Source organism: Pirellulales bacterium (genome assembly GCA_036499395.1).
Taxonomy (GTDB): Bacteria; Planctomycetota; Planctomycetia; order Pirellulales; family JACPPG01; genus JACPPG01.
This window is the reverse complement of the sequence record DASYDW010000063.1, coordinates 53,128-66,837: the sequence shown is the minus strand read 5'-3', so window position 1 is coordinate 66,837 and position 13,710 is coordinate 53,128. Positions and strand designations below refer to the sequence as shown.

The following is a 13,710-nucleotide window of genomic DNA, read 5'->3' as shown; positions in this document are numbered from 1 at the left end:
GCAAATTCTCTGCTCCGAACCGCCTCGATTAAAAATTATCGCCGCCGACAGCGTACGAGTCCAGTTTCGGACACGCGGTAATGGAACATATCCAAAAGCATCGCGTCGTTTCATTAGTAGTTGTTTTGTTGTTCAGTCGTATTCGGGGAACTTTACTGGGATGCGAATTAATGACGCTGGGGTCCTTTTGTGCCCTCGGCAGTGCTCTGAGTTTTTAGAGGGTGTACGGCTGCCTTTGGATTAGGTGACGGGCCTTGGGGCGCTAATCGGTTGGTAGGCAAGTTCATTCGTCCATTCGATGACAATCGGCCAGATGGCGTGTCACTGGTGCAGATTCGCGCGCGCCCGAAGGAAACATCGCTTTAAGACACGACCGTCAATTGTCAGATGAGCGGCTCAACGAACGTTGTTCGCGCTCTTCGAACTCGACGTCGCGCAAAAGTTTTCACCGTAAATGAAAAAACCGCGTCCGGCCTATAACGCCGAAATCGCGGTTGATGCCCCCCCCGCCGAAATGGGAGGGTGAGCCAGGGAAGTGTCTTGCTACTTGATCGGGCCTCGCTCCGTTGTCAGGAGTGGGCGAGACGTCACGCGGAAGCTCGTCAGTTACGCGGCTTCTTCCGCGTCCAGATCCGAGTCCATGCCCAGCGCCCGTTTGTAGACCTCGAGCACCGTCTCTTGTTCCTCGCGCTTGTGGGCGTCGATTTTGCGGATCTTGATAATCTCGCGGAGCGCCTTCACGTCAAAGCCGGCACCTTTTGCCTCAACGTAGATGTCGCGTATATCCGCGCCGATCGAAGCTTTTTTCGTTTCCAGCCGCTCGATCCTCTCGATGATATCGACCAGTTCCTCGACCGCAATTGCCGCGGCGTTCGCTGTCTCGTGCTCCGCAATGCTCATGCAAAACTCCTCTGGTTGATGCAATCGGCACTCTCTGTCCAATAGACTTTGAGCGTGAAGGCCGGGCGTTCGGGATCTGCGCTTCATGCCGCCCCGATGAAGCGGGTCCCGCTTTGCTGCACGGCCAAACCATTTCGACGGTGCGGTGCAGCAGGGCCGTCGCGCGTTCACGCTCTGCAGTCAGATCATTCTCGACAGCGTGGAAAAGATTCCGTTGAAAAATGCCGCGCCGTCCGAGATCTGCTTCAATCGCCCATCTCTCGTTAGGGCGAATTTCCGATCCCATGCACGGAACTGTTCGGCCTATGCTAGGGCGCCTCACGTCTCATAACCCGCAGGAATGTGGTCGCATCGGTTTGCGTGGCCATGGCCACGGGCCGGTTCTTCCAGTTATTGGTTCCCCAGGGGCCGAAATGTCGAAACGTATTTCCGTCCAACTCGTACACTCCGCGCCATGTGAGTCCTGCATAAGCTCCGCGAACACACTTGTAGTCAATCTTGTTGACGGGCCCAGAAACATCGATCACGAACGTGCCGTCCTCGGTGACGGTCTCGCCGTCGATCACAAAATATCGGTTGCCGACGAAGACATGCCGAGAGTCGGGGGTGTCACGGATTCCATTTTGTTCGGTGTAGACATTGATCCAGACGCCTGACAATTTGGCCATGTCCCTGGCCGCGGCCTTCGTGGCAACTTTGCGAAAGGCAACCGTTCCAGGATTGAGTGGTCCGACGTACTCCCATCCGTCAGCCGCCAATTCAGCCAATCGTTCGATATTCGCGGCCTCGTCCGTCCCAAATGTGACGACCTTGAAGTCGGAAACGCGGGGCCGATCCTTCTCGCCCGCGACCGCCAATGAACGCGGCAGCAGTGTCGCCATCATGCCAAGCCCTAGGAACAGGATTATCGACCTACGCATATGGAATTCCTCTTACAGAAAAATGTTTCCATGCGGACGAGTGCCTTCGAACGAGCGGACGGCCGCCTTCATCGTACCGTACATGATCGATCACCGGGAACATGCTGATAAGGGATAAGACGTGTTGGGTTTGGGATGTCTCGATGCTGGCAATGAATCGTTGACCCTTGCCGTGCGGCGATTGATACTAACCGTCGAATTCCAACAACTGTTCCGAAATACGTCCCGTGAGACGGCCCATGCTTTCCAAGCGGGATACGACTGAACGGGGGCTTGAATCTAGTTCTGGAATGGCATGGATTCATCGGCCACGCTTAAATTGTTGCGCATCGAGTATGCACGATATGGTCATCACAGTTGCCAAGGCCAAGCAAGTTGGGGCGCAGTGACCTAGCGATTGTCGTTCAGCGGCGTCAGTCGAAAATGCCGACGTCGTCGAACTGCACTTCGAGCGGACCTTCAAGAATCTGCTTGACATCGGCGCGACGATGATTGCCAGCCGTGGTGGGCTGATGCTCGGTGGCCCTGGCAATAACAGCTTCGTTGCCGCTGGGCCAGGCAGTTATCAAATAATCGGTGGAACCTGGGTTAGCTCGTTCTCGATCAGCCCATCCTTTAACGGCGTTCCCGCCAGTTACCAGATACGACGGGCACTGGGATGGCGAATGTCGGCAATCTCTATCTGCACTTCATCGACGGCGGCAGAGGAGACAACGACCTGGCGAAGAACAACGAGATTCGTGCCATCGGCGGCCCCGCGATCCAACTCAATGGAACAAGCCTGCCGCCTGGCGATCTCACCCACGATGGCATTGTCAACATGCAGGACCTTGCTGTCGTCTCATCTCGCTGGTTGCAAACCGGAGCGAACAATCCGGGCGACGTGAACAGTGATGGAATTGTGAATGCCCAAGACATTGCCCTGATCTCTTCTAACTGGTTGAAAACGACGACGTCGTCGGCTGGAGCACAGTCGCTCGTGAGCGTTCAATCGCCATCTGTGATCGAGGTCAAACCTGTGGCAACGGTCAACGCCTCTACGATCGTCGCCGCCACGGCGAACAGCATCACTCAGCCATCTGCCGTGCCAAGCGCCGGCCCCACAACGAATAATGACATCGCCGCCGGGCCGACGAGTATCAGCAGCACCGCGATTACCGTCCGTGACTCGTGGAATGTGCCGAGTGTCTCGAAGGGAGCAAAAACAGTGCTCGGCGCCGCGCCGGCGATCGCGCCAGTACCAGATTCCGCAGCAAGCGCAATCACGACTCATGCGCAGGCCGTGGATCGCCTAGCTTCATCTTTGGGGGGCCTGATCGCCCTCGATGAACCAGCTGCGATCGAAGATATGCCTTCGACACCAGGCGAAGACGGCGATTTCGATTGGCTCAACGTCGCGGGCTGCCGCGGCCGGAACCGGCGCCCGTGGTGAGCATCTGAGTATTCAAAGTTCAAGGCGGCACCAGCAGATCAAATACCAGTGATGGCCTTCATCTCTGTTTCGTACCGCTCGAGAAACTCCAAGCTTGGCGGCAGCTTACTTTGGCGCAGCCAGGCTTCGTAGGACACGACTTGCTTGCCGCCGGGAAGTTCCTTGGTCCAAAGCAGGCCGTTTCCGTCGCAGCTCACGATGGCCGCGCCGTCTTGCCTGCGAGCGCGGAACGAGATTTCTTGATCGTCTTTGTTGAAATGGAAAAAGGTGTACTCTTCATCGTGGATGCCATCTGTCTCGGCCTTCCAGCCGAGTTCGCTGAGCGCCTTCGTGTAGACCTCGGCGGCGTTGGCTAGGGTCGAACCGTCGAGCTGCACTTGGATTGTCTTGCCGAGCGGGTCAAATTTGCCCGTCTTCGTAGTGTTGAGCAGCGGGAAATCGGCGGCTTGGAGGCCGGCGGCTGCAGGCTCTTCTGGTTGGTCTTTCTTATGCCGTGCGGCCTCCCATATCGAGCCAGAGGCGTTTCCGATGCGCACCAACACGCGGCCATCGGTCAAATCGGTCAAGCTCACCGTCAGGTCGCACTGGCCACGCAGATAGCGGAGCCAGTTTTGCTCGTCTCGGAGCGAGCGGCCGATTTCTTGCGTAAGCCAACCGCGGGAGGTCATTTCGCTGTCGTAGAACTCGCGCGCGGCAGACAAGTTCATTTTAGTGATGGCGATCAGCATCGGCTCAGTTGAGCCGTCGAACTCGATGAAGCCAGCGTCCGGGGGAGGGGGCGCCCATGAGTTGTTCGAGACTAGCGATTGTTGAATGGTGTATGTTTCTTCGGTGCCGTCAGGAAATTTGCCGATGGAGATGCGGAGTGTGGCCCCATTTCTGAGGAACTCGAAATCGCGTTTGTTGGGCTCCTCGTGGAAGGAGCTGTTGAGCCGCGCGTACGCCGTCCACCCGGCGTCGTGTAGTTTGCGCAAGAGCGATGTCTCGAGTTGCAGAATGCCGGCCTTCGCACGATACGAGCTCGATGCGGCGTTTTCGTGAACTATCTTGATGGCCGCCGCGTCAGCCTTTGGCGTCCACCGCACATCAAAATTGCCGGCGTGGTGAAGGTTGAAGTTCGTCTTGCCCTCGCCGGCGTCATAGAAGTACGCGGTGATTGTCGAACCGCCCTTGTGGAACTCGACCGAACTCGAATTGTTCGGGTCTGGCGGCGATTCGCTCCAACCCCCCTTCGTCAGGAAGTAACGGTAAAACGCGCGGGCTTCAGGAACGGCGATAGGGGCAACGCCGCTCAAATCGGTCGGGTTTTGCACATTGGATACGCTCTCCGGCAGCGATGGGAACGTGCGCCAGTTGATGACCTGGAGGAGTTGCTCGGGAGTAGCAGGATCTTTGGAATTGGCATCAGGCATCGCAACCGTTGTGTCGAGCGGCTTGAGGCCGAGTGATTCGCCCTGGGCCGGCGTCCCCCAAATGCGCGTGATGCCGCTGTCGGATGCGACCGCGAGCAGATTGGTCGTCGGCAGCCAACTGACGCCGACGATTGTCCCGCCGAATCCTTGCATCGACTGTAAGCGTCGGCCGTCCAAGAGACTCCAAAGGTCGACTGAGCGGCCGTCGGTCGTCGCAAGAGTTTTGCCGTCGGACGAAACGGAGAGCGACACGTTGCCGCCGACGCCGCGGATAATCATCGCGTCGGGCTTGGCCGCGGCGATGTCCCAGATGCTGAGCACCTCATTCGCGCCGTAGACGAATTTCGCGCCGTCAGGCGTGCGGGCCAGCGCGAAGTTGTAGCGACCGGCCGGCAGGTCGTGCGCTTTGTCGCCGGTAGTGGTGTTCCACATCGCCGTGGACTCGCCCGCAACGGCCAGCAGGTTCGGGGCGACGTACTCAATACGCTCAACACCGCGCGACGTGACTTCGAACTTCCGCTTTTGCTCGAGCTTGTCGGCGGTCCAAATCGTCACGTCGCTGTCGTAGGCGATAGTAGCGATCTCAGTGACATCAGGCGAAATGGCGATGTGCTGGATGCCATTGCGGTAGAGCTGCTTCGAGACGAGCTCTTTACGATCTTCTAGACTCCAGATTCGCAATGTGCCCTTCGAATCACCGGCTGCGAACCACCTGCCGTCGGGTGAAACGGCCATAGCTTTGAGCCCGTGGTCCGTGTCATCGGCAGTATGATCGAGGAATACGTGTTCGGGCGCGTCGTCGGTTAGCGACCAGAGCAAGACGCGCGAACCGGCAACGAGGTAGTGGGTGCCGTCAAGCGCCGCAGCGAGGCGCGAGGTGAAGCTCGTCTTTTTCCACTGGCGGACGGCGAGAAGTTGCAACGGCTCGAACGACGGTGGCGTCCAGCGAGCGATTTGTTCGGCCGTGGGAGGCGGATCTTTCGGTGCAGGCGGCGCGGCAGGGGCGATTCTCGAACCGGCTGGTGTCGGGTCGATTGGCGTACCCGTTGGTGTCGCACCGACGCCGTTATCGGCACGGTTCGCGGAGGGCTCGGCCGACTTACTTGGCAATTTAGGCGACGCCTCAAAAGTTTCGCTGGCCGATTTGCCGCAGCCGGCGGCAGTGAGGCTCAGGATCAAAATGCAAGCGGCAAGATGTCGAATGATCATACGGCGACCGTTACACATGGCGCAAGATCGTGGCAGTAGATGGTGAGTGTTGAAAAACGCAGGTTCGTGAGCCATCGCGGCGGGTTGGGCCGGGGCGTTGGCGTGCAGCATACTACGCACAGGCCACATGCTCCAATCGAGCGAGGCCATTTTGCTGTAGATTTTGAGCAGGCGGTTGAGACGAGTCTCCAGTTTGCCCTAGCGCACCAGAGGGGCGTGTCATTTGGCGCTCAATGATCGCGTCCAGTTAGTTCGACTTGAGAACCTGTCGAGCGGTGTTCGGTCGGTGTGATCGGGGTGTGTCCCCCGACTTCGATAGGCCCCTCTCGACAAATGCCTGCGCAATTTGAAACGCGTGGTGACCACTCTTCACTGCGAGGGCCGATGGTCGAGGAATCGACAGCCCAAGCAAATGGCCAAAGTTGTCCTGCGCTACACTTTGACGCGCTAGGGACAAAGACAACGATGGCAAGGCGAAACCGTCGACAGTATGCTCAAGCGACTCCTACTAGCGGCGCTAAGGGCAAGATCGTACGGGAGCCAATACCGTGAAATCCTCCTGCGAGTAATCACCCTAAAGGAAATGGTTCTCAGAACACGCCCAAGTTCTCGACAGAGCAAGTCATCAATTCATTAGCAGCAGTCGCCATGGATAAACGGTTTACTCCTGATGGTCGAACGAATCGCGAGCGCATGCTAGCCGGGGATCAGTACATCTGTGACGATCCACAATTGATCCGCGAAGGAAACCTCGCTGCGGACCTCTTCGCCCAATACAACGCGACGCCGGCCGAGGATCAAGGTAAACGCGATCGCATTCTGCTCGAACTGCTGGGCAGCGTTGGTGCCGGTACCGTGATCCGACCACCGTTTTATTGCGACTACGGCTATAACATTTTCGTCGGCGCGCGATCATTTGCCAATTGCGGGCTTATGGCGCTTGACGTCGGCCGCATCACGATTGGCGAAGACGTGCAGATCGGCCCAAACGTGCAACTACTGACGCCGACCCATCCGCTCGAAGCAGGACCGCGGCGGGCCAAATGGGAAGGTTCTCAGCCGATAACGATCGGCAACAACGTCTGGCTCGGCGGCGGCGTAATCGTCTGCCCAGGCGTAACGATCGGTGAAAACACCGTGGTCGGCGCCGGCGCCGTGGTCGTGCATGATCTGCCGCCGAATGTGCTGGCCGTGGGCAATCCAGTCCGGGTAATTCGCGAATTACGCTGAGACATTATTGCCTGTCGTTAGCTTGTCCGTAACCTCAGCAATACTGCTGAGCAAGCTGATCGGCCAGAGCGAGGCGTGCTATCGAGCCCTCGGCCACGTGCGAGCTATTAAAGTCAGAAGTCGATCCCCCCGGCGCCGCTCTCTTGACCGACCTAACGCTCATCGCGACCGAAGCGGAGATCCGTCGTGCCAGCACAAAATCGCTGCAACTCTTGGTGGGGGTCATTCCCATGGTCAGGATCTTGCATTAGTTTCGTCGAATTGGCTGCATACTTCTGGCGGTTCGACGACTGTCCCTGAACCATCAGCGATCTTACTTGTGCTCGCTGGCGCCGTTGCACTGTACTTGAGAAGTGGCTGCCATTTCTAGATTGATTCCCAGTCGAACGATTCCAGGAATCTCTTGGCGCGGCGATGAGTGTCACGCGACGACTTCATCACTTCCCGCATGCGAGGCAGGAAACATTCCTCGGATGGCGCGATCCTAGAAATGACGACTTTCTGGGGCGGCCGCGGCTTGTCTACTTGCGGCACACCAAACTGAGCGTATCTGATTGATTCTCGCGGTATCGTAACTCGGTGGTTAAATTGGACGCTCAAAAACCCAAGTGGTTTCCACACTTGTCTGGGATGTTGTAGACTCTGCTGTCTCAACGGCGGGGCAGGTCGGAAGCGATCGCTCAATCGCGATTCGCGCCCCCGGCATTTCCTGACTTCGATCCGCCTGGCGATATACGCTTCGCCGCGAGTTAATTCTCGCGGCAACTCGCAACGTCGACCCGTGGTTGCCCAACTACAAGTCGCGACGAGCTTTCAGAAACACTTGCCACAACAACACTCGAGAGAGAGCCGTTAAGGGACGGCGCAGAGCTGAGTGTCCAGACCCAGCTCTGTGCCTTTGTGACATTCCGCTCCGCTGAAAATTCGGCAAGAAATTTGCAAATGACTTCCGTCGTTCGCGAGGAACTTGAACGGTAGTTTAAGAGCGGTGAGTCACGTTGCTCCTTTGTCCGCTGCGCATCCAGCCAACTTTCTGCTCGGCTCGGGCACCGCGGTAGGGTGAGCCTCAGAATGACCGAGGATCACATCGCCGTGAATCGTGCCCAGCAGTGCGCTGAACTGCAGATCGAACGGCGGGCTCACGCCCAAGAGGGCCGTAATTCCAACATGGGCCCCCAGGGCGCCACCGGCTGCGCTCGTGGTCTTCTGTCCATTTTGCGGCGTCTTGTCATGAATCGTTGACCCTTGCCGTGCGGCGATTGATACTAACCGTCGAATTCCAACAACTTGTCCGACATACATCCCGTGAGACGGCCCATGCTTTCCAATTCCGTCATCAGCTCGTCCGTCCGATATTGGCTAGGCAGATTCACTTTGCTAATCATTGGCTGGGTTTGCGGACTTTCGTCATTCGGCGGTGTAAATCAGGCCTGTTTCGCGGAGCCATCGGGCAGACCGAACGTCATCATTATTCTGGCCGACGATGTCGGCTACGGAGACTTGGGCTGTTACGGGGCGACCGAGGTCGAAACTCCGCACATCGATCGGCTGGCGCGCGCGGGGCGGCGTTTCACCGACGCGCACTCCCCCTCGTCGGTCTGCACCCCGACGCGCTATGCGTTGCTTACCGGCCAATACGCCTGGCGGCACAAGCCGGCCGCAGGGATCTTAAGCGGCGTCTCGCCGCTATGCATTCCGGTTTCCGGGACTACGCTGGCCATACGCTTTCAAGCGTCGGGCTACGAGGCCGCCGCCGTCGGCAAGTGGCACCTGGGGCTTGGCGGCGAGCGATTGCCGGACGGCACCATCACGGGCCAGACCGACTACAACCGCGAGATCAAGCCCGGCCCTCTCGAAATTGGTTTCAGCAGTTTTTTCGGCGTGCCGGCCACAGGCGATCGCACGCCATGTGTTTACGTCGAGGATCGTCGTGTCGTTGGTTACGACCCAAATGATCCGATCCAAGTCAGCTACGGCACGCCGATCGGCAACGATCCCACCGGCAAGGCCAACCCCGAGCTGATGACGATCCTGCCCAGCCACGGGCATGACAATACGATCGTCAACGGCATCAGCCGCATTGGGTATATGTCGGGCGGAAAGTCCGCGCGGTGGGTCGACACCGAAATGGCGGACGTGTTGACACGCGCGGCCGTGCAATTCATCGAGCGCGAGCGCAATCGACCGTTCTTTTTGTACTTCTGTACGCATGACATTCACGTGCCGCGCGTCCCGCACCCGCGCTATGCCGATCGTAGCGGCCACGGCGCGCGCGGCGACGTGATTATGCAGCTCGATGGATCGGTGGGCGAAATCCTGGCCTCGCTCGAGCGCGCCGATCTTGCCAAGGACACGCTGGTTATCTTCACCAGCGATAACGGCGGCGTTCTCGATGACGGTTATCAGGACGGGGCCGCAGGCGATCTCGGCGCAAAGCGCCCCAACGGTGACTGGCGCGGCTTCAAGGGGAGTTTGTTCGAGGGGGGCCATCGCGTTCCGTTCATTGCCCGCTGGCCGGGGCATGTGCCCGTGGGTGTCTCGGATCAATTGATCTGCCACGTCGATCTCTTCGCCACATGCGCGGCGCTTTTGGGCCGGACATTGACTGACGACGAAGCACCGGACAGCTACAACGCTCTGCCGGCGCTGTTGGGCAAGCCCAGCGCCGTGCGCGACAAGCTGGTGCATCACACGGGCGGCTATCCGGGTGTCCTGGCGCTGCGCGACGGACCGTGGAAGCTTTTGCAATCCAGCCAGGCCGGCTACGGTGGCAAGCCCGATCGCGAGCCGATGCTGGTGAACCTGGCGGACGATCCGGGCGAAAAACATAATTTGGCAGCGCAGATGCCGGAGAAAGTGCAAGACATGCAAAAAGAGCTTGCCGAGTTGCGCGAGCACCGGCGCAGCCGGCCGTAGCACGGGCAGCTTTGGGCGCTGTTGCTCGAGCGATCGCTACATCAGCATCCAGGGGAGCAACTGCTCGATCGCCACCAGGCTGCCGCCGCCGCCGAGCAGGATTACAAGCGCACCGAAGACCGGGTCGCTGGACCAATGGCGGAAGGCCCCCTGTTGTTCGTCGGCAATGTCCTTGATGGTCTGCTTGATCATGTCGCATTGCCGCGTGTCGGAGCATCCTGCCAATTCATTGCGTAACTGCGCCAGGATTCCGTCACGCGTGTGAGCCGCGGTCACGCGCATCGAGATGCTGGCCATCGCGGCTCCGGCAAGCAACAACACCCATATCGTGATCAATCCTGCGCCCAGAGTCAGATAATCGAACATCGGGCTGCGCGCGATAAAGAGCAGGAACACGACAATGAACGGATACAAGATCAGCTTGCCCACGACGTGCGAGGAATCCGCAATCACATGCACCGTGAACAATTTCCTGGTGAGTTGCTCGGCGTCACCCGGCTTGTGCTTGCCATCACTCGGCTTTTGCTCGGCGTCATTCGGCGTGAGTTCAGCATTCGCCGACTGTTGGTCGTCCCCAGTTGACGGAAATACCCTGGCCTTCATCAGGTCGCTGAACTCGCGGTTCTGCCAGTCGGGAGTGGCCTGCTCCAACAGGCGAATATAACGCCGGCACAGTTGCATCGCGTCGATCATGAAGAAGGATAGTACGACCGGTGAAAACAAAGCCACAAGAATTGCAATGGAAGAAGCCCGATAGCACAGCCAGCCACGAAAGGGACGTGTGGGGAGTGCGGTAATTTGAAACAAGCAGATCGTAAACGCCACGAATAACGCCACCTGTGGCACGACGCGCAGCATCCGATGCCACCATTGCGATCGTTCGACGTATTCGGCGCACAGCTTGCGGGCAGAATAGATTTCGTCAGCAGCCTGGGCATGCCAATTAAACGTCAGAACGTCGTCCCAGACATAGGCGGCCCTTTCCTGCCACGACATATTTCGAAACGCCTGACCAGATGTTGGCGGCTTAGAGTCCTTGGGGAGAACCGGGTTGGCCCATTTCCAGAAGTGGTTACGTAGCTTCTTCAGGTCATTGCAACTGGACAAGAACAAGACAAACGCCGTCACGCCCGCCAAGAGTTGAATCAAGATCGTCGGCCATAGACTAATGCCCCGGTTCCATGAAAAGGGCTCACCGTCGTCACGGTGATGATCAAACAACTCCAGTGCCCATAGAACCAAGAATAGTGTCACAAAACCAATCGTCATCCCGCCGAGCGCGACTAGAAATGTCGCAAAGCTCTTGGTACGTTCTGACCGAATCAGCCGACGCGGCCACGTGAAGCTCACGATCAGAAGCATTACTAGCGACACGGTCGCCATTAACAATGCCGCCAAGCGGCGCGACGACGGCAAAAAGCTCCGTGGGCTATCCGGCTGAACCTGAGTTTGGCCGTCGGTTTCGTACGGGCCTTGGGGGATCGTCAACTGGTACGGCCCGTCCAGACCGATTTCATAAACCAATGGTTTCAAGTGTTCCGCATCTGTGCTGTTTCCGTGCTCGCCCCACGGATTGTTCTTCACGGATTCCGGCAGATCATCGACCGCTTTCGGGCCGAGCGCCAATAAGGCCGCGAAAAAAGTCGACGTCTGGTAGCAATCGCGAAACGGCGGTACATCCCACTGCAACGCTGAACTCAGCTGCAAGCCAAAATGCGATGCCACGACGACGTTGCGGGTTGTCAAACGCTCGCTAGGATGTGCGAAGTCCGCGTCGAGATCGGTGGTGAAGAAGACGGCGCGCGGGAATTGTCGCCGTAGCGCGCGCAGGAATAGTAACTTGTCGTACTGGTCAGTGCCCACAACGCCAATGGCTGCGATGCCGTGTTCCCATTCTCGGTCGTCCAAATCAACTAACTTCGATTCCAGCCGCCGCAGATAATCGGCTTGTCCCTTGCCGGTCGGGCGAGGCTCGTTGTCGCCGTCTTGGCTTGTCACAGGATGTTGCGCGCGATCCAACAGGCTATGTAGCTCGGACTCGATCGCCGGTGCTCGATCGCCGGGTATCGCGCCGTCGAGGCCGCGAAAGAACGAGTATCTGTAGAGCGAGTGGCCCGGACGACGGTCATCGAGCAACCTGGAAAATGTCCGGCCATAGAGAGTGTCTTGCTCGGAGACCAGCACGATGGCCCCACCCTTCTGCCTGTCGCCGGTTCGCTCCCTCTTCGCGCCATAATGGTCGTCCGGCTGCGTTGGTGCGACTTTGCAGTCGCATTCCGGTGGCGGCAGCCAATGATTACGCCGCTTTAGCTCGCCAATCAACGCCTCGATCAGCACGTTGTCATCGCCGATCGTGCGAATGATGGGAGGAAACACAGCGACCGAGGTCGCCGTCTTCATCTCGGCTCGGGCGTTGTTGCCGCTTGACGCTTGCCGAATCGCGAGTTGCTCGTTTACCAACTCTTCCAGCTCATCGTGTGAAATCGTGGCGCGCGGCGAATAAATCTTTGGGTCGCGAAAGCCGGCGAGCGGGATCTGCGGCTCGGTCTTATGCGGGTGGGTGCTGCGCTGCTCTAAGTAGATTTTTCGCAGGCCGTCGGACGAGGAGGGCCCGATCACGCGGACGCTCATCCGCGCGCGCCACTCGCGATCAGCGCGAAACTGGTCGCGCACGCTTTCGCTGCGCCGTTTTGGCCTGAACAGCGCAGCGACTACCTGGTCGACCACGTTCAATAGCCGGCTACCTGCTTCGTCTTCGTTAATCCACAAGACGACGACAAAGTCAGGCTGATTCTTGCCTTTGTCCTTCTTTGATTCCGAGCGAAAGCTAAAGATTTTCACCGGAACGCGAAATCGTTTCGCACACACTTGTACGGGGACGTCGTCGATGTCGACGGTCACAGGTACGTCGACGTAGCTCATTTGCATCGGAAAGGCCAGCTCATAGCCCGCGCGGGCGAGCCCCATCTGGATCGCGTAACGGGTTCGCATCCGCGCTTCGCCGTCGTCCGCATACGGTCCGCCAGGAACGAGTACGGGCACGCATAGCAGGCTGCCGTGACTTTTCTTCAGAATCTTCGTGAAGGTGTCCTTGTAGGCCGCATCCCAGTCTTCGTTCAACGGCACCGGACCAGCTGTATAAGTCGGCTGCGGTTTTGCGTCATCCTTTGCGTTCGCGTCACCTTTGGCTGTCTGGTTGTTGTACGAGGTCAGCAGGGGGTCTTCCCACAATCGCGAATAGAACGCCTCCATCCCATCCGGGGTCGGTGGCGGGGGAATCCCGTGGACCGTACGTGCCGCCGGTCGAACGGATGTCAGCGTCGGCTCATAGGTCAAGTAGCTTGTGATCGCCAAGGCCAGCGCAATCGCGCCGGGCAGCAAGACGTTGGTGGACGACCAGCCAGAATTTTCACCCACGGATGCCCCCTTAGAAAGCCGCGGTTACCAAGACCTGCGAAGACTGTTCGCCAGGCTTTGCACTCGATGTAGCGCAGTTGGTAGGCGCACGTTGTAAACATCGCGCAGCGCAGAAACAAGTCACAACGCAGGATTTGCGCGCAACTCGTCGCACATAGGGGGGACTTGTCACGACGGCAACTACATAGCGCGGGCAATGCGCGACGCACCGGCGATAAGCCCCCCATCTGCCTTGAACAAATGAGAGCCAGAGAACATGGCCGTCAGCGACTTT

Annotated in this window: 8 protein-coding genes; 3 read left to right on the top strand and 5 right to left on the bottom strand. The window is 58.4% G+C overall.

Features of this window, described 5'->3' with window-relative positions:
* Nucleotides 1–606 precede the first annotated feature (606 nt).
* The 3 genes from VGN12_09565 to VGN12_09555 all read right to left on the bottom strand — a co-directional run bounded on the left by VGN12_09565 (nucleotide 607) and on the right by VGN12_09555 (nucleotide 2,389).
* The gene (locus tag VGN12_09565; GenBank protein HEY4309684.1) at nucleotides 607–900 is read right to left on the bottom strand and encodes a DUF2312 domain-containing protein; all 294 of its coding nucleotides are present in this window, start codon (nucleotides 898–900) and stop codon (nucleotides 607–609) included.
* 308 nt (nucleotides 901–1,208) lie between these two features.
* Nucleotides 1,209–1,820, bottom strand: coding sequence for a hypothetical protein (locus tag VGN12_09560; GenBank protein HEY4309683.1), 612 nt, complete (start codon nucleotides 1,818–1,820; stop codon nucleotides 1,209–1,211).
* A gap of 413 nt (nucleotides 1,821–2,233) precedes the next feature.
* On the bottom strand, nucleotides 2,234–2,389 hold the full coding sequence (locus VGN12_09555; GenBank protein ID HEY4309682.1) for a hypothetical protein: 156 nt from the start codon (nucleotides 2,387–2,389) through the stop codon (nucleotides 2,234–2,236).
* Between the two features lie 89 nt (nucleotides 2,390–2,478).
* Here VGN12_09555 and VGN12_09550 point away from each other — a divergent pair, with 89 nt between their 5' ends.
* A complete protein-coding gene (locus tag VGN12_09550; protein HEY4309681.1) occupies nucleotides 2,479–3,252 on the top strand; it encodes a dockerin type I domain-containing protein in 774 nt (257 codons plus the stop codon).
* Between the two features lie 38 nt (nucleotides 3,253–3,290).
* Here the strand turns inward: VGN12_09550 and VGN12_09545 are convergent, their stop codons facing one another.
* The gene (locus VGN12_09545) at nucleotides 3,291–5,873 is read right to left on the bottom strand and encodes a hypothetical protein (protein ID HEY4309680.1); all 2,583 of its coding nucleotides are present in this window, start codon (nucleotides 5,871–5,873) and stop codon (nucleotides 3,291–3,293) included.
* 648 nt (nucleotides 5,874–6,521) lie between these two features.
* On the opposite strand from VGN12_09545, the gene VGN12_09540 reads away from it, so the two are divergent.
* The gene (locus VGN12_09540) at nucleotides 6,522–7,103 is read left to right on the top strand and encodes a sugar O-acetyltransferase (protein ID HEY4309679.1); all 582 of its coding nucleotides are present in this window, start codon (nucleotides 6,522–6,524) and stop codon (nucleotides 7,101–7,103) included.
* Between the two features lie 1,317 nt (nucleotides 7,104–8,420).
* On the top strand, nucleotides 8,421–10,019 hold the full coding sequence (locus tag VGN12_09535; GenBank protein HEY4309678.1) for an arylsulfatase: 1,599 nt from the start codon (nucleotides 8,421–8,423) through the stop codon (nucleotides 10,017–10,019).
* A gap of 36 nt (nucleotides 10,020–10,055) precedes the next feature.
* Here VGN12_09535 and VGN12_09530 read toward each other — a convergent pair whose 3' ends face one another.
* Nucleotides 10,056–13,436: a hypothetical protein gene (locus VGN12_09530; protein HEY4309677.1), complete on the bottom strand. Its 3,381-nt coding sequence runs from the start codon at nucleotides 13,434–13,436 to the stop codon at nucleotides 10,056–10,058.
* Nucleotides 13,437–13,710: the final 274 nt, after the last annotated feature.

Bases quoted from the DNA above. Each gene is read 5' to 3' on its own strand.
- VGN12_09545 (HEY4309680.1), bottom strand. From the start codon at position 5,873: ATGATCATTCGACATCTTGCCGCTTGCATTTTGATCCTGAGCCTCACT.
- VGN12_09535 (HEY4309678.1), top strand. From the start codon at position 8,421: ATGCTTTCCAATTCCGTCATCAGCTCGTCCGTCCGATATTGGCTAGGC.
- VGN12_09550 (HEY4309681.1), top strand. From the start codon at position 2,479: ATGGCGAATGTCGGCAATCTCTATCTGCACTTCATCGACGGCGGCAGA.
- VGN12_09540 (HEY4309679.1), top strand. From the start codon at position 6,522: ATGGATAAACGGTTTACTCCTGATGGTCGAACGAATCGCGAGCGCATG.
- VGN12_09560 (HEY4309683.1), bottom strand. From the start codon at position 1,820: ATGCGTAGGTCGATAATCCTGTTCCTAGGGCTTGGCATGATGGCGACA.
- VGN12_09565 (HEY4309684.1), bottom strand. From the start codon at position 900: ATGAGCATTGCGGAGCACGAGACAGCGAACGCCGCGGCAATTGCGGTC.